General features: G+C 64.2%; 18 protein-coding genes. 11 read left to right on the top strand and 7 right to left on the bottom strand.

All coding sequences use genetic code 11. The annotated features are described in order from the left end of the window. Positions 1-14: 14 nt before the first annotated feature. Together A5634_RS17275 and A5634_RS17270 are read right to left on the bottom strand one after the other, a co-directional pair. Complete coding sequence (locus tag A5634_RS17275; RefSeq protein WP_065145238.1) at positions 15-1,181, bottom strand: acyl-CoA dehydrogenase family protein; 1,167 nt, start codon at positions 1,179-1,181, stop codon at positions 15-17. A gap of 99 nt (positions 1,182-1,280) precedes the next feature. Next, positions 1,281-2,579, bottom strand: coding sequence for an amidohydrolase family protein (locus tag A5634_RS17270; RefSeq protein ID WP_065145237.1), 1,299 nt, complete (start codon positions 2,577-2,579; stop codon positions 1,281-1,283). A 338-nt stretch (positions 2,580-2,917) separates the two neighbouring features. Here A5634_RS17270 and A5634_RS17265 point away from each other — a divergent pair, with 338 nt between their 5' ends. Genes A5634_RS17265 through A5634_RS17235 form a run of 7 tightly spaced genes read left to right on the top strand, consistent with a single transcriptional unit; the run spans position 2,918 to position 8,577 of the window. After that, positions 2,918-3,475: a carboxymuconolactone decarboxylase family protein gene (locus A5634_RS17265; RefSeq protein WP_065145236.1), complete on the top strand. Its 558-nt coding sequence runs from the start codon at positions 2,918-2,920 to the stop codon at positions 3,473-3,475. A gap of 2 nt (positions 3,476-3,477) precedes the next feature. After that, positions 3,478-4,755: an aromatic ring-hydroxylating oxygenase subunit alpha gene (locus tag A5634_RS17260; protein ID WP_065145235.1), complete on the top strand. Its 1,278-nt coding sequence runs from the start codon at positions 3,478-3,480 to the stop codon at positions 4,753-4,755. After that, entirely contained in the window at positions 4,739-5,062 is a 324-nt protein-coding gene (locus A5634_RS17255; protein ID WP_065145234.1) for a hypothetical protein, read from the top strand. Before A5634_RS17260 ends, A5634_RS17255 begins: the two co-directional genes overlap by 17 nt. Positions 5,063-5,065: 3 nt before the next feature. Then, positions 5,066-6,292, top strand: coding sequence for a metal-dependent hydrolase family protein (locus A5634_RS17250; protein WP_065145233.1), 1,227 nt, complete (start codon positions 5,066-5,068; stop codon positions 6,290-6,292). After that, positions 6,276-6,695 carry a nuclear transport factor 2 family protein gene (locus tag A5634_RS17245; RefSeq protein ID WP_065145232.1) on the top strand — a complete coding sequence of 140 codons (420 nt, stop codon included), beginning with the start codon at positions 6,276-6,278 and terminating at the stop codon, positions 6,693-6,695. The genes A5634_RS17250 and A5634_RS17245 overlap by 17 nt, the downstream gene beginning before the upstream one ends. Next, complete coding sequence (locus A5634_RS17240) at positions 6,692-7,786, top strand: acyl-CoA dehydrogenase family protein (RefSeq protein WP_065145231.1); 1,095 nt, start codon at positions 6,692-6,694, stop codon at positions 7,784-7,786. The genes A5634_RS17245 and A5634_RS17240 overlap by 4 nt, the downstream gene beginning before the upstream one ends. Further along, positions 7,783-8,577, top strand: coding sequence for an acyl-CoA dehydrogenase family protein (locus A5634_RS17235; RefSeq protein ID WP_065145230.1), 795 nt, complete (start codon positions 7,783-7,785; stop codon positions 8,575-8,577). Before A5634_RS17240 ends, A5634_RS17235 begins: the two co-directional genes overlap by 4 nt. 98 nt (positions 8,578-8,675) lie before the next feature. Here the strand turns inward: A5634_RS17235 and A5634_RS17230 are convergent, their stop codons facing one another. Then, positions 8,676-9,851, bottom strand: coding sequence for an acyl-CoA dehydrogenase family protein (locus A5634_RS17230; RefSeq protein ID WP_065145229.1), 1,176 nt, complete (start codon positions 9,849-9,851; stop codon positions 8,676-8,678). Positions 9,852-10,062: 211 nt separating this feature from the next. On the opposite strand from A5634_RS17230, the gene A5634_RS17225 reads away from it, so the two are divergent. The 4 genes from A5634_RS17225 (at position 10,063) to A5634_RS17210 (ending at position 13,843) form a co-directional block, all read left to right on the top strand. Further along, on the top strand, positions 10,063-10,716 hold the full coding sequence (locus tag A5634_RS17225) for a TetR/AcrR family transcriptional regulator (protein ID WP_065145228.1): 654 nt from the start codon (positions 10,063-10,065) through the stop codon (positions 10,714-10,716). Between the two features lie 206 nt (positions 10,717-10,922). Continuing rightward, complete coding sequence (locus tag A5634_RS17220) at positions 10,923-12,125, top strand: cytochrome P450 (RefSeq protein ID WP_065145227.1); 1,203 nt, start codon at positions 10,923-10,925, stop codon at positions 12,123-12,125. A gap of 20 nt (positions 12,126-12,145) precedes the next feature. Then, on the top strand, positions 12,146-12,985 hold the full coding sequence (locus A5634_RS17215; protein ID WP_065145226.1) for a mycofactocin-coupled SDR family oxidoreductase: 840 nt from the start codon (positions 12,146-12,148) through the stop codon (positions 12,983-12,985). Between the two features lie 21 nt (positions 12,986-13,006). Further along, positions 13,007-13,843, top strand: a complete 837-nt coding sequence (locus A5634_RS17210) for an SDR family NAD(P)-dependent oxidoreductase (protein WP_437339985.1) — start codon at positions 13,007-13,009, stop codon at positions 13,841-13,843. Between the two features lie 40 nt (positions 13,844-13,883). On the opposite strand, the gene A5634_RS17205 is transcribed toward A5634_RS17210, so the two are convergent. From A5634_RS17205 to A5634_RS17190, 4 genes are read right to left on the bottom strand one after another with little or no spacing between them, the layout of a single operon-like run. Further along, a complete protein-coding gene (locus A5634_RS17205) occupies positions 13,884-16,256 on the bottom strand; it encodes a CaiB/BaiF CoA-transferase family protein (protein ID WP_253861686.1) in 2,373 nt (790 codons plus the stop codon). Positions 16,257-16,260: 4 nt separating this feature from the next. Further along, the gene (locus tag A5634_RS17200) at positions 16,261-17,379 is read right to left on the bottom strand and encodes a M24 family metallopeptidase (protein WP_065145224.1); all 1,119 of its coding nucleotides are present in this window, start codon (positions 17,377-17,379) and stop codon (positions 16,261-16,263) included. Next, positions 17,369-18,595, bottom strand: coding sequence for a M24 family metallopeptidase (locus A5634_RS17195; RefSeq protein ID WP_065145223.1), 1,227 nt, complete (start codon positions 18,593-18,595; stop codon positions 17,369-17,371). The genes A5634_RS17200 and A5634_RS17195 overlap by 11 nt, the downstream gene beginning before the upstream one ends. Continuing rightward, complete coding sequence (locus A5634_RS17190; protein WP_437339982.1) at positions 18,592-19,749, bottom strand: amidohydrolase family protein; 1,158 nt, start codon at positions 19,747-19,749, stop codon at positions 18,592-18,594. The genes A5634_RS17195 and A5634_RS17190 overlap by 4 nt, the downstream gene beginning before the upstream one ends. Between the last annotated feature and the right edge of the window lie 19 nt (positions 19,750-19,768).

Here is a 19,768-nt window from a genome sequence, read left to right as displayed (position 1 = left end):
GAACAACAAACTACCTAGTAGCTGCGCGGCAGTTTCAACACGTGTGAACCGAGGAAATTGAGGATCATTTCTTGGCTGACCGGAGCGATCTTCATCAGTCGGGCTTCGCGGAAGTACCGGGTGACGTGATACTCCTCCGCGTAACCCATGCCGCCGTGCGTCTGCAATGCACGGTCCGCGGCGGTGAATCCGGCGTCGGCACACAGGTACTTGGCCGTATTCGCTTCGCGCCCACAGGGTTTCCCGTTGTCGTAGAGCCAGGTAGCTTTGCGCAACATCAGCTCGGCGGCATCCAGGCGGGCCAATGAATCCGCGAGCGGGAACTGCAGTCCCTGGTTCATCCCGATGGGTCGCCCGAACACCTCGCGCTCGTTGCCGTATTTGACCGCCTTGTCCAGGGCCACCCGGCCGATGCCGAGCGCCTCGGCCGCAATCAGCATCCGTTCCGGATTCAGCCCGTCGAGGATGTATTGAAATCCCTTGCCTTCCTCGCCAACTCGGTCCTCGACGGGGACTTCGAGATTGTCGATGAAGAGCTCGTTGGAGCTGACGGCATTGCGACCCATCTTCTTGATCGGCCGGATGTCGACCCGGCTGCGGTCGAGGTCGGTCAAGAACAGCGTCATGCCGTCGGTTTTCTTGGTGACCTCTTCGTAGCTCTGCGTGCGGGTCAGCAGCAGTATCTTGTCGGACTCCAGCGCTTTGGAGATCCACACCTTGCGGCCGTTGACGACGTAGCGGTCACCGTCCCGCTTGGCGAATGTCGTGATCCGTGAAGTATCGAGGCCGGCGCCCGGTTCGGTGACCCCGAAACAGACGTGCGTCTCCCCCGTCGCCACCTGCGGCAGGGTGCGCTGCTTGAGCTCGTCGGAGCCGTGCACCACCACGGGCTGCATGCCGAAGATCGTCAGGTGGATCGAGCTGGCCGCGTTCATGGCGCCACCGGACTTGGCCACTTCCTCGAGGAGGATGGTCGCTTCGGTGATGCCCAGGCCGTGGCCGCCGTATTCGGTGGGGATCGTCATACCGAGCCAGCCGCCGTCGGCGATGGCGCGGTAGAACTCTGTGGGAAACTCGTGCGCCTGGTCTTTTTCCATCCAGTAGTGGTCGTCGAACTTCGACGCCAACTCGGCGACCGACCGGCGGATTAGTTCCTGATCTTCGGTGAGCTCAAACTCCATGCCCGGCCGTCCCCTTTCACCCGCGAGCAGACGCAGAATCGCACGTTCGCCGCCCGAACGATGCGATTCTGCGTCTGCTCGGCGGGACGGTGGTGCCGCCTAGTCCTTATTGCCGCTCAGCGCCTTCGCGTTGGCCGCGAAGTCCGCAAAGGACGAGCCGCTACGGCTGTCCTTGGCGTTGCCCGCCGCTTTGATGGACACGTCGTGACCCTCGGCGGCCTTGCGCAGCGCCCCGACCGTCGCCTGCTCCGGCGTGATGTGGGTGAACGGGTCAAAGGAGTACCACCGCATGGCGTTCTGGTAGGTCATCTTGTTGATCTCGTCGTCGGGAACGTTGTTGATGGACAACACGTCCCACAATTCTTCCGGCGCACCCGGCCACATCGAGTCGCTGTGCGGATAGTCCGCCTCCCAGGCGATGTTGTCGATGCCGATGTCGTGACGCAGCCTGACCCCGGTCTTGTCGCTGATGAAGCAGGTCAGGAAGTGCTCGCGGAACACCTCGCTGGGCAGCTTGCCGCCGAAGTTCTGGTGGGTCCAGGTGGAGTGCATCTCGAACGTGCGGTCCACCCGTTCCAGGAAGTAGGGAATCCAACCGGTCCCACCTTCTGAGAGCGCGATCTTGAGGTCCGGGTACTCCTTGATCGGCCGCGACCACAGCAGGTCCGCCGCGGCCTGCACGATGTTCATCGGCTGCAACGTGATCATCACGTCCATCGGCGCGTCCGGCGCGGTGATCGCCAGCCGACCCGAGGAGCCGATGTGCACATTCATCACGGTGTTGGTGTCGCACAACGCTTTCCACAGCGGGTTCCAGTATTCGTTGTGGAAGCTCGGATAGCCCATCGCGGCCGGGTTCTCGGTGAACGTGAGCGCGTGCACGCCCTTCTTGGCCACCCGGCGCACCTCGGCAGCGCACGCCTCGGCGTCCCAGATCACCGGAATCGCCATTGGGATGAACCGCGCCGGGTAGGCGCCGCACCACTCTTCGATGTGCCAGTCGTTGTAGGCCTGGACTAAGGCGATGGAGAAGTCGTGGTCGTCGGTCGCGAACAACCGCGCGGCAAACCCCGGGAAGGACGGAAAGCAGATCGAGGCCAGAATGCCGCCCGCATTCATGTCCTTGATGCGTTCGTCGACGTTGTAACAACCCGGCCGGATCTCGTCGAGGCCGGTCGGCTCGATCCCGTATTCCTCCTTGGGCCGGCCGGCTACCGCGTTGAGCGCCACGTTCGGGATGACCGTGTCGCGAAACTTCCACATGTCCGAACCGTCGGGGTTGTGTACCAGCCGCGGCGCGTCGTCCAGATACTTGGCCGGCAGGTGGTTCTTGAACATGTTCGGCGGTTCGACGGTGTGGTCGTCCACGCTGATCAGGATCATGTCCTCTTTGTTCACGGGTCTTCCCTTCTCATCCGAGCCAGCTGAATTCCCCGGCCCCAAGACAGCAGAGGCGAGCCGCAGTGCGCTGGCTCTCTATATGTTGAAAACTATCTTCTCGTGAAGCGAGAATCAACATCCAGCATAGGCTGCACGCTCGCTGCGGGTGCTTTCCTGCCTGCGACAACTAGGCAGTTTGGCGGTTTTGGCGGCCCACTACAAAGTGCGCACCGACACCGTCGCGGGCACCTCCGACGGAGCCCGTCGCGCCAGGATTGACCAGCCGACCGTTTCATGCAAGTCTGTTAGTTGGAAATGAGAATATGATTCTCTTTGACCGAGAGGACACCCGCGCGATGCGCTTGCCGCCGCTGCCCGCCGACCGGTGGGACGAGTCTGTCGAGCAGGCACTGGCCGTGATGCTGCCCCCGGAACGGCGCAACCCGCGCGACGCTTCCAACATCCTGTCGACGTTGGTAAACCACCCCGCCCTGACCAAGGCGTTCCTCAAGTTCAACGTGCACCTTCTCTTCAGCTCCACCCTGCCGCCACGCATCCGCGAACTGGCGATCCTGCGCGTCGCGCACCGGCGCAAGTGCGCCTACGAGTGGACGCACCACGTCGACCTGGCCAAGCGCGAGGGCGTCACCGACGCCGAAATCGAGGCGTCGCGCGCGCCCATCGTGGCCGGCGATTTCGACGAATTCGAGCGCGCGGTACTCGCCGGCGTCGACGAGCTTGACGAGCAGTCCGAGTTGTCCGACGAAACCTGGGCAGCACTTGGCGAGCGCTTCGACGACCGCCAGCGCATGGACTACGTGTTCACCGTCGGCTCCTACATGATGCTGGCGATGGCGCTCAACACTTTTGGCGTAGAGGTCGAGAATCACAAAGCACTTCAAGAGGAGAGGTAGCAGTGGCCCACTTCCCCAAGCCAGCCGCCGGAAGCTGGACAGAGAACTATCCCGAACTGGGCACCGATCCGGTCGACTACACCGACTCGATCGACCCGGCGTTCTTCGAAGCCGAACGCGAGGCTGTCTTCAGGAAGCAGTGGCTCAACGTCGGCCGGGTCAATCGCCTACCGCGCACCGGCAGCTACTTCACCCGAGAACTGCCGTCGGCCGGCAAGGGCACCTCGGTGATCATCACCAAGACCAAGGACGGGACCGTCAAGGCGTACCACAACGTCTGCCGCCACCGCGGAAACAAGTTGGTGTGGAACGACTTTCCGAACGAGGAAACGTCCGGCACCTGCCGGCAGTTCACTTGCAAATATCACGCCTGGCGCTACAGCCTCGACGGCGAACTGACCTTCGTCCAACAGCCGGACGAGTTCTTCGACCTCGACATGTCCAGCTACGGCCTGGCATCGGTGCGCTGCGAGGTGTGGGAAGGCTTCATCTTCATCAACTTCGACGACAACGCGGCGCCACTCACCGACTACCTCGGGCCGCTGGCCAAAAGCATCGAGGGCTACCCCTTCGGCGAAATGACCGAGACCTACTCCTACCGGGCCGAGGTCGGCAGCAACTGGAAGCTGTTCATCGACGCGTTCGTCGAGTTCTACCACGCGCCGATCCTGCACCAGGGGCAGTACACCAAAGAAGAAGCCGCCAAGATCCAGAAGTTCGGCTACGAGGCGCTGCACTACGAGTTGGCCGGCCCGCACAACCTGCAGTCGACGTGGGGCGGGCAGGCGCCGCCGTCGGACATGTCGATGGTCAAGCCGATGGACCAGGTGTTGCGCAGCGGATTGTTCGGCCCGTGGGACAAGCCGGAAATCATCGAAAACCTGGAATTGCCACCGGGTGTCAACGTCAAGCGCGTGCCGCAGTGGGGCATCGACTCGTGGCTGTTCTACCCGAACTTCATGCTGCTGATCTGGGAGCCGGGCTGGTACCTGACCTACCACTACTGGCCAACCGCGGTGGACAAGCACATCTTCGAGTGCTCCCTGTATTTCGTGCCGCCGCGCAATGCGCGCGAACGCCTGGCGCAGGAACTGGCCGCCGTGACGTTCAAGGAGTACGCGCTGCAGGACGCCAACACCCTGGAGGCCACCCAGACCATGATCGGCACCCGGGCCGTCAAGGAGTTCCTGTTGTGCGACCAGGAGGTGCTGATCCGGCACCTGCACAAGACGACGAGTGACTACGTGAAGGAGCACCAGCGCAATGTCGCTACCGTCTGAATTCGCAGCCCTGGAGCCATATTTGGGCTGGGCCCTGGCCACCGAGCCGGAACGCTACGCCAAGCGGCTGGCCTCGTCGATGGCCGAGATGCAGGAGTTCTACGACGCCGCGTTCCCGTTATTGAACGACGTCATCGCCTACTGCGACCAGTACCCGCTCGACGATCTGCCCGAAGACGCGCGCACACTGATGCACGTGATGCAGTCACTGGTGATGGTGTCGTTTCCGATCGAGGCGTGGAAACAACCGCGCGTCCCCGACAGCGGTGCGGCATGGGTGGAGTGCATCCGCGAGCCGGTGATTTAACAGGTGCTGACGCTCAAAGCGGCAGGACTGCTCGACGTCGACGCCGGGGAGATCGTCCGGCCCGGCATCTTGCGCATCGACGGTGACCGCATCGTCGGCGTCGGCGGCTCGGGCCCTCAGGGCCCAGAAGACACTGTGATCGACCTGGGCGACCAGATCCTGCTGCCCGGATTGATGGACATGGAGGTCAACCTGCTGATGGGCGGCCGAGGCGAGAAGCCGGGACTGTCCCAGGTGCAGGACGACCCGCCGACCCGGGTACTGCGTGCGGTAGGCAACGCCCGCCGCACCTTGCGCGCCGGCTTCACCACGGTGCGCAACCTCGGGCTGTTCGTCAAGACCGGCGGATACCTGCTCGACGTGGCCCTGGGCAAGGCAATTAACGCGGGTTGGATCGACGGCCCGCGCATTGTGCCTGCCGGGCATGCGATTACGCCCACCGGCGGGCACTTGGACCCCACGATGTTTGCCGCCTTCGCCCCGCATGCGCTCGAGTTGACCGTCGAGGAAGGCATCGCCAACGGTGTCGACGAGATCCGCAAGGCGGTGCGCTACCAGATCAAACACGGCGCCCAGCTGATCAAGGTCTGCTGCTCCGGTGGTGTGATGTCGCTAACCGGACCACCTGGCGCACAACACTATTCGGACGAGGAGCTGCGCGCGATAGTCGACGAGGCACACCGGCGCGGGCTGCGGGTCGCCGCCCACACGCACGGGGCCGAAGCGGTCAAACACGCGGTAGCGGCCGGCATCGACTGCATCGAACACGGCTTCCTGATCGACGACGAGGCGATCTCATCGATGGTCGAGCATCAGACATTTCTGGTCAGCACGCGGCGCCTGGCCGAGGGCATGGACGTCTCGCACGCGCCACCCGAACTGCAGGCCAAAGCGGCTGAGATGTTCCCGAAGTCGCGCACCTCGATACTGGCCGCGTACGAGGCCGGGGTGAAGATCGCCGTCGGCACCGACGCCCCCGCGATACCGCACGGCCGCAACGCCGATGAGCTTGTCACCCTGGTGGATTGGGGCCTTCCGCCATTGGCGGTGTTGCGGGCTGCCACCGTAACCGCCGCCGAGTTGATCAACTCTGATGACCTCGGCCGGCTTGCCGAGGGCAAGCTCGCCGATGTGATCGCGGTGCCCGGCAACCCGTTGGAAGACATCACCGTCACCCGCAACGTCAGCTTTGTCATGAAAGGCGGCAAGGTTTATGCCCACCAGAACTGACGACCTCGTCGAGATACAACAACTGCTGGCCCGGTACGCCGTCACCATCACCCAGGGCGACATCGACGGACTGGTCGGTGTTTTCACACCGGACGGCACCTACAGCGCGTTCGGCGACACCTACACCCTGGACCGGTTTCCCGAACTGGTAGACGCCGCCCCCAAGGGACTGTTCATGACCGGTACCGCGCTGGTCGACCTCGACGGCGACGCGGCCAGCGGCACCCAACCGCTGTGCTTCATCGAGCACTCCGCGCACGACATGCGGATCGGCTACTACCGCGACACCTACGTTCGGACCGCTGACGGTTGGCGACTGAAAACCCGTGCCATGACCTTCATTCGGCGCAGCGGGGTACACGACTCGGGGCGGCCGCACGCCGTGGGCCGTCCCGCGCCGTGAACGTCGAGGAGTTTCGGGCCGGGCTGCGCTCGTGGCTCGACGAGCACGACCTGAGCCCAGGCTCCGACCATTCTCTGCAAGGCCACATGCAACAGTTCGCACGGGTCAGCGAGGCGCTCTACGACGCGGGTTGGATGCGCTACGGGTGGCCGATCGAGGTCGGCGGATTGGGCGGACCCGCGCTGCTGCGCGCGATCGTCGGCGAAGAGGTGGTGGGGCGTCGGTTGGCCGAGCCCGGCCCCTATTCGATGGTCGAGGTGCTCGCCCCGACGATGATCGATTACGCACCACCAGAACTCGCCGCGGAGATGGTGCCGCGACTGCTCAGCGGACGTGAGCAATGGTGTCAAGGGTTTTCCGAGCCTGGCTCGGGAAGCGACCTCGCCTCGCTGTCCACCCGTGCGGTTGAAGACGGCGACAACTGGATTGTCAACGGGCAGAAGGTATGGACCAGCTTCGCGCAGTTCTCCACCCGGTGCGTCCTACTGACCCGCACCGCGCCGGGACATGACGGCATCACCGCGTTCTTCGTCGACATGGACACTCCGGGTATTACGGTCCGACCATTGCGCACCATGCACGGCGTCGACGAGTTTTGTGAGGTGTACTACGACGACGTGGTGATCCCGTCCAGCCGCATGCTCGGCCAACCCGGTGACGGTTGGCGCTTGGCGATGGACCTGTTGCCCTACGAGCGCTCGACCTGTTTCTGGCAGCGGATCGCCTATCTCTACGCGCGCTTCGACGCGCTCATCGCAGAGGCGGGCGACGAAACTGACGAATCCGGCTTGGGCACAGCTTATCTCGCGTTGCACACGCTCCGTTGTCGGTCTCGCGCCACCCAGCACCGATTGGCCGACGGCGCGAGGCTAGGCCCGGACACCTCGATCGACAAGGTGCTGCTGGCCGGTGCCGAACAACGTTTGTACGACACCGTCCGTGACCTGCTACCTGGCGCGCTCGAACTCGACGACACGCCTTGGCGATCCGAGTATCTGTACTCGCGCGCGGCGACCATCTACGGCGGAACCGCTGAGATCCAACGCAATATCATCGCGCGCCGGTTACTTGATCTGGGGAAAGAGCTATGACTTTCGACCCCGAGCTGCAACTGCTGGCTGATTCGCTGCGCACCACGATGACGGGAGCGTCCGGCGCCAAACTCGACGCGGCGTTGGCCGATCTTGGTTGGCTCGACATGCTCGACGAAATCCCCGATACCGCAATTCCTTTGGTGTTCCGGTTGCTCGGCGAGACGGGCGCGCAGGCACCGGTGCTCAACGACGTGGTGTTGCGGGAGGCCGGAGCACCGGGCGGCGGCACGGTGCCGCTCCCCTATGCGGGCGGGTCATGGGTGGTTTGGGAACGTACCGACGCCGAGACATCGGCATTGGACGACGATCTCCCGCTGCGGCGGGTGGCCGCTGGTGAACCCGTTGCGGTCGACGCGGCCCGCCAGGCGTTGGGTTGGTGGCTGGTCGGCACCAGTCGAGCGATGCTATCGCTGGCCCGCCAACACGCCTTGGACCGCGTTCAATTCGGCCGTCCCATCGCATCTTTCCAAGCGGTGCGACACCGGCTCGCCGAGACACTGGTTGCCATCGAAGGCGCCGAAGCCACGCTGCAGGCCGCCACGGATCAACCCGACGACCTGGCCAGCCTGCTGGCCAAAGCCGCGGCCGGCCAGGCGGCGTTGACCACGGCCCGGCACTGCCAGCAGGTGCTGGGCGGCATCGGGTTCACCGCTGAACACGAGCTGCATCGTCACGTCAAGCGTGCGCTGGTGCTGGACGGTCTCTTCGGCAGTGCGCGCGAATTGACCTGCGAGGCGGGCGCGCGCATTCGTGACGTGGGCTCGGCACCGCGGCTCGTCGATCTCTAAGGCCGAGTGTGCATTTCGCGACGGGACACGCCTGAATTCAAGGCCGGGGCGCCGTCGCCAATCTCACACTCGCGGGTGCAGTTCGAGACTCATGCTCATTAATTGCGCGGCAGCCCGAGTATTCGCTCGGCAATGATGTTGCGCTGGATTTCTGAGGTTCCGCCGGCAATGGTGCCGGCGAAGCTACGCGCGTACCGGTCGAACCAACTACCGAAGTGGCTGTCCAGGTTCAGCGGGGCATACGGCGCGGTGATGGCGGGGTGCACGAGTCCGTCCGCGCCCGCGCAATTGAGCGCGTCCTCGGATGCCCGCTGCACCGCCTCCGAACCGAAAAGCTTCAGCACCGACTGGGCCGGAACATCTTCTTCGCCTCGAGCCGCTTGGGCCAGCGTGGCAGAGCCCAACAGCCGCATCGCGTGAGCATCCATCACCAGGGTGGCGTAGCGATCCTTTTCGAGTGCTCCGGTTGGCTTGAAATCGATTGTCAGATGGTCCAACAGGGTCGCGTAGTCCATCCACAACATCGCGCGTTCGTGCCCAAGGGAACCGGTGGCTACTCGCCACCCCTGGTCGACTTGACCTACGAGATTCTCGGCCGGCACTCGCGCGTCGGTGAAGAACACCTCGTTGAAGTCGACATCGTCGTGGTCGCACACCGACGCGAATGGCCGCCGGACCACGCCGGGGGTATCAGTCGGAATCAGCAATGCGCTGATGCCCTTGTGTTTTGGCGCATCGGGGTTGGTGCGTACAAAGGTCAGCAACACGTCGGCATCGTGGGCGCCCGACGTCCACACCTTCTGCCCGTTGACGACGAAGTCGTCGCCGTCTCGTACCGCTCGCGTCTTCAGCGACGCCAGATCCGAACCCGCCCCGGGCTCGCTCATCCCCAGTGACGCCGTGATTTCGGCGCGCAGGATCGGTACCGCCCACCGCTGTTTCTGCTCGTCGGTTCCGAATGACAGCAACGATGCCGCGATGATGCCGACGCCCTGCGGGTTAAAGGTGCGATAGATCCGTCGCCGGGCCAATTCATCGGCGTGCACATATTGCTGCAGCAGCGAGGCGTTGCGGCCGCCGAATTCGGGTGGATTGCCAGGCAGCAGCCAGCCGTTGTCGAACAACAGCCGCTGCCACCGCGCGGCCCACGGGGGCACGTCCGAACACGACTGCGGTCGCGGCTTCATCTCTGCGGCGTCGGGCAGATGCTCGTCGAGAAACGCGATGAATTCGGTGCGGAATGCCTCGACGTCGGCGTCAAAAGTCAGCTGCACACAATCTCCTTGCGGCCCCAAAGCGCTCGGCGGGACTGCGCTCTCGCGGATGTTCTTCCCAAACACATGTCTAGGAGAATAGTATTCTCGCCGTGAGGAAGTTACAATCTCTAAGACATCGTCCCTGAGGAGGTCGAGCGCAGCGATGGCACGACGTTCTCCGGTACAGTCCAACCATGTTCTCTCCTCGCGGCAATCCGCTGAGCAGCCCGTGACCAGCCCGGGCGAAGAGCCAGCCTGGAAACAACGGGCCGTCGAACGATCCATCAAGACCGCGAAACTTCGTGCGGCGCAGCGTGTCCAGCGTTTCCTGGATGCGGCGCAGGCCATCATCATCGAGAAGGGCAGTACGGACTTTACCGTCCAGGAAGTCGTTGACCGGTCCCGGCAATCGCTGCGCAGCTTCTATCTGCAGTTCGACGGCAAGCACGAGCTGTTGCTCGCCCTGTTCGAGGACGCGCTGAGCCGGTCCGCCGATCAGATCCGCGCCGCTACGGAGAGTCACAGCGATCCGCTCGAGCGGCTCAAGGTTGCCGTGGAGCTGTTGTACGAGGCGTCCCGCCCCGACCCGACTGCCAAACGCCCGCTCTTCACTGACTTCGCCCCACGTTTGCTAGTAACGCATCCGGCCGAGGTCAAGATCGCTACTGCACCGCTGTTAGCGTTGCTGACCGAGTTGATGGAGGCCGCTGGCGCCGCCGGCAAGTTGCGCGAGGACGTCAATCCCAAGCGGATCGCAGCCATGACTATGCAGACGGTGATGTTCATCGCGCAATCCAGCGGCGGGTCCGACGACGCGACGATGCACCCGATCAGCGCCGACGAAGCGTGGGACTTCTGCTCACGGGGATTCGCGGGCGAATAGCTCCGGTCAGTGAAATTCGCGACGAGCGATTATCGCACTCCGTTTCAGTGATGAGAACGCTATTCTCTGATACTAAGAACCGTAAATAGCCAAAATGGATTCCACGTTGACACTCGTTGGTGGGTGATGACAGAGTTCTACAGGCGGCATGATCGCGCATGCCTCGGAATCGGGACGGCGCGTTACCGGCGAGAGGGCAATTACCCGTGACAATCAGCGCAGCCAACGACGTCTATTTCGACCCGTATGACATCGAACTCAACGCCGACCCGTATCCCATGTTTCGGCGGCTCCGCGAAGAGGCTCCGCTCTACTACAACGAGCAGCACGATTTCTACGCGCTGAGCCGGTTCGCTGACGTCAACAACGCGATCGTCGACTACCAGACCTTCAGCTCCGCCAGGGGCGCAATCCTCGAGCTGATCCGGGCCAACATCGAGATGCCGCCGGGCGTGCTGATCTTCGAGGACCCGCCCGTCCACGACATCCACCGCAAGTTGTTGTCCCGCATGTTCACTCCGCGCAAGATCAACGACTTGGAACCCAAGATCCGCGAATTCTGCGCGCGCAGTTTGGATCCGCTGATCGGCACCGGCCGCTTCGACTTCGTCGGCGACCTCGGAGCGCAGATGCCGATGCGGGTTATCGGCATGCTGCTGGGCGTGCCTGAGGAAGATCAGGAAGCCGCACGCGATTTCGCCAATGCGCAGATGCGCACCGAGGCCGGCAAGCCGATGGAGTTCTCGGCCGAAGCCATGCTCAGCGGCGAGTTCTTCGGGCAGTACATCGACTGGCGAGCCAAGCACCCCTCCGACGACCTGACGACCGAACTGCTCAACGCCGAATTCGAGGACGAGAACGGCGTAGTCCGACGGATGCGCCGCGACGAACTGCTGACGTACATCACCGTGGTGTCCGGCGCCGGCAACGAGACGACCACCCGGCTGATCGGCTGGGCGGGCAAGGTGCTCGCCGAGCATCCGGAACAACGCCGTGCGCTTGTCGAGAATCCGGCACTGATACCGGCCGCCATCGAGGAATTGCTGCGCTTCGAGCCCCCCGCTCCGCACGTGGCCCGCTACGTCACGCGGGACGTGGAGTACTACGGACAGCAGGTGCCCGAGGGCAGCGTGATGATGATGCTGATCGGCGCGGCCAACCGCGACCATCGCCAATTCCCGCCGGACGGAGACGTTTTCGATATCCGCCGCGAGATACGTCAGCATCTGACGTTCAGCGTGGGCACTCACTACTGTCTGGGGTCCGCGCTCGCTCGACTCGAGGGGCGGATCGCGCTGGAAGAGATTCTGAAGCGCTTCCCCGAATGGGACGTCGACCTTACCGACGCCAAGCTTTCCCCGACATCCACCGTCCGGGGTTGGGAATTTATGCCGGCTGTTGTCGGCTGAGCTGTCTGAGAAGGGAAATCATGACTGGACGCGTTGAAGGGAAGGTCGCTTTCGTCACCGGGGCGGCGCTTGGTCAGGGCCGCAGCCATGCGGTGCGATTGGCGCAGGAAGGTGCCGACATCATCGCCGTCGATGTCTGCAAGCGAGTCGTGAAGACCAGCCCAATCCCGGCGGCCACCCCCGAGGACCTGGCCGAGACCGCGGATCTGGTCAAGAGCCACAATCGGCAAATCTTCACCGCCGAGGTCGACGTTCGTGACTACGACGGGCTGAAGGCCGCGGTCGACGCCGGGGTCGAGCAGCTGGGCCGGTTGGACATCATCGTCGCCAACGCCGGCATCGGCAACGGCGGCGACACCTTGGATAAATGCAGCGAACACGACTGGCAAGAGATGATCGACGTCAACCTCTCCGGGGTGTGGAAGACGGTGAAAGCCGGTGTGCCGCACATACTTGCCGGCGGCAGGGGCGGATCGATCATCTTGACGAGTTCGGTCGGCGGAATGAAGGCATATCCGCATTGCGGCAACTACGTCGCGGCCAAACACGGTGTCGTCGGGCTGATGCGCTCGTTCGCAGTCGAGTTGGGGCAGAAGATGATTCGGGTCAATTCGGTGCATCCCACGCACGTAAGCACCGGCATGATCATGAACGAGGGCACGTGGAAGCTGTTTCGGCCGGACCTGGAGAACCCGGGCCCCGACGACATGGCGCCGATCTGTCAGATGTTCCACACGCTCCCGGTTCCGTGGGTGGACGCACAGGACATCAGCAATGCGGTGCTGTTCCTCGCCTCCGACGAGGCCCGCTACATCACCGGGGTCACCCTGCCCGTCGACGCGGGGAGCTGCCTCAAATAGGGTTTCGTCAGTATGGACGGAATTTCTAGTTTCTCAGGCCGCGGTGCGGTCATCACCGGCGGCGCGAGCGGAATCGGGTTGGCCACGGCGGCCGAACTGGCCCGCCGAGGGGCCCGACTGGTGCTTGCCGACGTCGACGGGCCAGGCTTGGAACAGGCCGTGATGCACTTGCAAAACGAGGGCTTCGAAGCGCACGGAGTGCTGTGCGACGTCCGGCACCTCGAAGAGGTTGTCAACCTGGCCGACGAGGCCTTTGGACTGCTCGGCAACGTCGATGTCCTGTTCAGCAACGCCGGCATTGTGGTAGCCGGTCCGATCGCGGAGATGACCCACGAGGACTGGCGCTGGGTAATAGACATCGACCTGTGGGGCAACATCCACGCTGTCGAGGCATTTCTGCCGAGGTTGATCGAACAGGGCAGCGGCAGCCACATCGCATTCACCGCGTCCTTCGCGGGCCTGGTACCCAACGCCGGGCTCGGCGCATATGGCGTGGCGAAGTACGGCGTCGTCGCCCTGGCGGAGACGCTGTCGCGTGAACTCAAGAGCAACGGCATCGGGGTCTCGGTGCTGTGCCCGATGGTGGTGGAAACCAAGCTGGTGTCCAACTCCGAACGCATCCGCGGCGCGGACTACGGCCTGGCGTCGGCACCGCAGGTGACGGGTTCGTTCGGCACGCTGCCCCAGCAGGACGACACGCTTGGTGTCGGCGACCTCGCCCGGCTGACGGTCGACGCGATTCTGGCCAACCGGCTCTACGTGCTTCCGCACGAGGCGGCCCGCGCATCGGTGCGGCGCCGCTTCGAACGCATCGACCGCACCTTCGACGACCAAGCCGCCGAAGGCTGGCGCCACTAGGGTTGCGCGAGAGGCGAGAACGATTGCGCTCGAGGCGATTTCATCTCGGCACTCGGCCGATCACGCCGTCGTCTTCCAGGTCGGCGATCTCGGCATCGCTCAGTCCCAACGCGGTCAGCACCTCATGGTTGTGTTGCCCCAGCATCGGGGCGGGCGCAGTGTGAAACCGGCACGGGCCGCCGGACAACCGCATTGGCACGGTGCTGAGCCGTGCCGAGCCACACACCGGATGATCGACGAGTTCGAAGAAGCCGCGCGCGCTCAGCTGGGCCAATTCGGTCTGCCGGTGGGGCTGCATGACCTTGGCCACCGGCACACCGGCATCCCACAAGGTGGCGACGATCTCATCACCGGTCCGCTGCGCACACCACCGTGCCAGCCGCTCATCGATGCGATCTTCGTGCGTACGCCGACCGGTCGCGGTCGCCAAGGCCGGTTCGGCAGGCCATGAAAGCGCGGTGCACAGCCGACTCCACTGGTCGTCGGTGGCCACCGCAATCGCGACCCAGCAGTCGAGGCGACCGAACTCGTCGATTTCGACAGTGCGGTAAAGGTTTTGCGGGACGGCCGCCGGACCGCGATTGCCGGCTCGTTCCAGCAGGGCACCGTACGCCGAGTACTCGATGAGCTGTTCGGCAGCGATGTTGAGGGCCGCGTCCACCATGGCCGCCTCCACCAGCACGCCTTGCCCGGTGCGGCGGCGGTGTTCCAGGGCCAGCAGCAGCGCGTTGAGCGCGTGCACGCCTGCGTTGGGGTCGCCGACTGAGTACGGCTCGAACGGCGTGCGGTCCGGATAGCCGGTCAGCCAACTCACCCCCGACGCGGACTCGATGACGTACGCAAACGCCGGGTTGTCCCGCCACGGCCCGTCCAGCCCGAAGCCGGGCATCCGCAGCATGACGGCATCGGACCGAAGCGCTTGCACCGCTTCGAAATCCAGGCCAATCTGATCGAGCACGCGGGGCGTGAAGTTCTCCGCAATCACGTCGCAGCTCACGATGAGCCGGTGCAGCACTTCCCTGCCCCGTGCACTCTGCAGGTCCAGCGTGATGCCCTTTTTGTTCGTGTTCAGGGCCGCGAAGATCGGCGACTTTTCCCACCATTGGTCCTCGGTGGCCGGGATGCCGGCAATCATCCGGGTGCCGTCCGGCCGCCGGGTCGACTCCACGTGAATCACCTCGGCGCCCAGCATGGCCAGAAAGTGCGTGCAACATGGCCCAGCCCAGAATGTCGTCAGATCCAGCACCCGAATCCCGTTGAGCGGCAGCTTGTTTTCCCGGGACTGCGGTGCGCGACGCGGGGCCGGTGCGGTGGCTCGGTACTGCGCGGTGTGCTCTCCGAGTCGGGGTGCGACTCCTGGCGCGCGTAACTGCGCCGGCCGCATCCGATAGGGGTGGCCCGGCTGCTGGAACCCGTCGCGGGGATTGCGCATGAACGAGCCCCGGTCCCGGAAGTGTTCCAGGTCAGTGACATTGGCGCCGTTGGCCACCGGCGCGTTCGGTATCCGGAAGGCAGTGGCCAACTCCCGGATCTCGTCGGCAGGCTGGTTGCTCACCCATTCATAGATCTGATCGGCATAGACGTTTGCCAGTTCGGTGATCGATAGCGGCGAGTTTTCGTCGATCCACTCCGGGTGCCCGACCATTGCGCACATATCGAACCACTGTTGCGCGGTGCCGCACCCGAGGTCCACCAGACCGTCACGTGCCGCGGCCACGCCCGGGACGGTCGGCCGGCGCGCGTCGCGCCACGGCCGGCCGAGCATCTCGAAGTACGTCACCGGATAGTAAGTGAGCCCGAGGATCTGGGTCTCCAGCATCGACAGGTCGATGAGTTCTCCACCGCCGCGGTACCGTGCGGCCAAGGTCGCGGCGCTGGCGTAGGCACCGGCCAGGTACTCGCCGACCTGCCCGCCGACGAAGACGGGCGCCCGATCGGCCACCCCGCGGCCCAGCCCGATAATTCCACCGGACCAGGCCTGCAAGGTGAACTCGGTCGCCGCCCGATCACGCCATGGCCCATGCCGGCCGAACGGGGTGATCGATGTGACGATCAAGTGCGGATGGCGAGCGTGCACCACCTCGGGTGAAAAGACCTCGGCCACCGCTGATCCCGCCGACCAAACCACCGCATCGGCGGCGCCCAGCAGTCGCTCGACCAACTCGAGGTCGTCATCGCTGGCCGGGTCGGCGACCACGCTGTGTTTAGACCCGCCCAGAAAGACGAACAGCGCGCCGTCCTCCCCCACGGCCGAGCCCGACGCCGACCACGTCCGCAACGAATCACCCTCGGGCGATTCAATTTTGACGACGTGCGCTCCGCCGTCGGCAAGCAACTTAGTGCAGTAGGCGCCCGCGATACCGCTGGACAGATCGACCACGGTGAAACCGGACAGCGGTGGTTGCGCCGCCAATGGACTAGCCCCGCCAGGCGGGACTGGTGGTCAGCACTTCGGGCCCGTCGGCGGTGATCAACACCGCTTCGCGACCGAACACCGCGCCGACCCCAGGTTCCCAGACGTAACCCGTAACGGCAAGAACCATACCCGGATTCAGTCGCTCCGCCCGGGCAGTTTCCGGTAGGCGGGCGGAGACGACCGGTGGGTCGAAGCCCATGCCCAACCCGCGGGCCACCGGCATCGGCGGCGCCGGTTCTCCCGACGCGTCGTAGGCGGCGAGCAGTTCTGCCGCCCCGGCCCCTGCACGACACACCGCAATCAGGTTCGCCCACAACCGATCCCAGCGATCAAAGAGCGCGGCAGCCCCAGGAGCGTCTCCCACTGGCCAGGTACGACCCACCTCCCCGGTATACCCACCGGCCACCACTCCAGAAGACAGCGCCACCAGGTCCCCGGCCTGAACACGTCCGTCTCCGCGCGGGCGACGCCACGGGTGCTCGCGCGAGGTTACCCACGCCACATCCTGATTCGCCGGCGTGCTCACCCCGCCGGCGGCGAGCGCTTCGAGCAGCACTCCGGCCAGTTCCTGTTCGCTCACCCCCACCCGCAATTCCGAAACCGCCGCGGTTAAGCCTGACTCGGCCACCGCGATCGACTCCCGCAGCGCGTCGATTTCGTCGTTCGTCTTGATCCTGCGGGCAGCCCGCATAGCGAGTTCCCCGTCGACCAATTCGGCGTTCGGGAACGCGGTCGGCAACAGTTGGGCGAAAACGGGTGACAACGCGTCGGTTCCGACCCGCCTGGCGGTAGCCGCACCCTCGATGCGCTTCAGCGCCGCGATGGTGTTGACCGGATTCCACGAGATCCCGTACAGGTTCTCGTGGGGAATGTCCTCAGGCACCCCCTCATCCCAGGTACTGAGCAGGTGGACGGCACCGGTCGAGCGCACCAGCACACAGGTGGGACCAAACGGGCGCGTCCCGGCCACCCAGAGTTGCGGTGCCCCAGTGACATACCGGACGTTGGCCTGTCGACCCAAGACGAGAACGTCAAGGTCGTGCTCGGCCATCTGTGCCAGCGCGCGCTCGCGCCGACCGCAGCGCAGCGCCTTTTCGTCGGGCAGGACTTCAGTCGACATAGGGGTCATAGGGGTAGTCGGTCAATCGAGTCGAACCTTCCTCGGTGATCACCAGCACCTCTTCACTGCGGTAGCCGCCCGTACCGTCTTCCCACACAACGGGTTCCAACACCAGCACCATGCCCGGTTGCAGCACAAAGCCCTCATCGAACTCGTTGCCGAGATCGGTTCCAATCATTGGCATTTCGGCGGCGTTGACGCCGATGCCGTGGCCCAGGTAGAAGTGCGGCAGCCACGGCCGGGTGCCGCCGTTTGCCGCGATGGCGGCCCGGCCCAGGTCGGCTGCGGTCGCGCCGGCGCGGGCCACCTCCAGCACGGCGTCCATAATCGAACGCCACTTGTGGAACTGGGCCTGCTGGCGCGGCGAAGGATCCTGCCCGACGATCCAGGTCCGCCCGAAGTCCGAACAATAGCCCTGATAGGTGATGCTGACGTCGGTCCACAGCACATCACCTCTACCGAGTTCACGTTCGGTACTCAGCAGGGGAAGGGCGAGGTCTCCGTGTGTGGTCCACACGCCGTCGGCCTTGCTGGGCGGCATCACCTGCCAGATCGGTTCCAACATGCTCGCCATCGCGCCCAGTTCGAAGGCACGGCGCAGAAACCTTGCCGAGAGGTCGGTTTGGCGGATCCCGGGGGCCAGCGACCGGTGCACTTCGACCATCGCCTCATCGGTGATTCGGACCGCAGTGCGTATGCAGGCCAGTTCGTCGGGGGTTTTGATCACCTTTGCCGCGCTGACCACCGCGGTTGCGTCTACGGGAACACCGTTGGGGAACAACACTTTCCGTGCCCGCGACATCGCCCCGGTGAATTCGTCGACAGCCACGGTGGACCCGGCCGGAACCAGCTCGGTCAGCAGGCGGGCGAAATCAGCTACGCCTTCGTCGAATTCGAGGTAGACCGGACCGTGCAGATGATCGGCCGGCAACTCCGACTCCTGGGATGCCCCTTCGCGAAACGGCAGGAACAGGTGTGGCCACTCGTCGTCGACCAGTACCACGGCAACTGGCCGTTCGACATAGGACAATCCCGCATCGCCAAGCGGCCAACTTGTCCCGGTGGCGTACACCACGGCGTTGTTGCCCAGCAGGACCAGCGCGTCCACGCCCCGCTCGGTCATCGCTGCGCGCAGCCGCGCCCCGGTTTCCCGTCGCATCCTGGACAGATCAGGTGCCTCCGGGATAGTCAGTCCGCCAGCCGCAAAGGTGGTCATAGCCCCAGGAATTCGCTGATGTTGCCGCTGACGACCCGGACCGCGTTCTCTGGACCGACCGCGTCGACAACGGCGGCCAGTGACTTCTCGGAATAGCCGTAGGTGCTTTCGTTGTGCGGGTAGTCACTGGACCACATGACCTTGTTGACACCGATCCGGTCGATCAGTTCCAAGCCCAACGGATCGACCATGAACGAAGCGCTCATGTGGGTGTCCCAGTAGTAGCGGATGTCGTGCTCCAGCGGCCGGTTGAACATGTGCTGATAGGACGCCACCAAGTGCTCCGCGTCTTGCAAAGCCCAAGGCACCCAGGCGATTCCGCCTTCAAACCAGCCGATCCGCAGACTGGGATGATCGTCGAGGATTCCGGAGAAGAGGTACTTCGCGAACTGCTCACGGAAGCCGTCGATATTGATCATCATTCCGACCACGACACTGTTGAACTGACACGGGGTTTTCGGCGGGGTCTCACCGATGTGATGCGTGACCGGCAGCCCGGCGGCTTCGATCTCGTCCCACACCGGCTTCATCGCGGTGCTGCCGTAATCGATGATGTTTCCGTCGTCGTCCTTGCCTGGGTTCAGCGGCAGCAGGAATGTCTTGAGCCCCAGCGACTTCAATTCGGCAAGCGTCCGGCGCGCGCCTTCAGGGTCCCACCAGTTAATCAGCCCGGCGCCGTAGAAATGGCCGTTGGAGCGTTCCTGCAACTCCGCGATGTACTCGTTGTAGATGCGGAAGGTGATCTCGCGGAGTTTCTTGTCCGGGTAGTGGAACAGTGCCAGCACGGCGTTGGGAAACGCGAGTTCCTTGTCGACACCGTCTTCACGCAACTCCTGGATGCGCGCTTCGATGTTGGTGCTGGCCGCCCCGGGCAAGTCGTCGTATTGCATCAGCACGGCACTGAAGTCACCGGGCAAAAACGACTGGCCCTTGCGACCCACTTGATACGCGCCGTCTTCGTACCAAATTCGGGGTGCCTTGTCCTTCAGGTCTTCCGGGAAGCGCTCGTAGAAGATGTCTGCGGCCAGCGAGATGTGGTTGTCGGCGGAGAAGACCTCGGTGCCGGCGGGCAGGCCGACATTGCTTCCGAGGGCATGGCCTTTGCGATCCTTCGGTGCGCCAAAGCCTTTCGGCGGGTAGAGCGTGCTTGTCATCATTGACCTCTCTTGGGCT

This window comes from Mycobacterium asiaticum, assembly GCF_001673365.1.
Lineage (GTDB): Bacteria > Actinomycetota > Actinomycetes > Mycobacteriales > Mycobacteriaceae > Mycobacterium > Mycobacterium asiaticum_A.
This window is presented reverse-complemented; position numbering and strand designations above follow the sequence as displayed.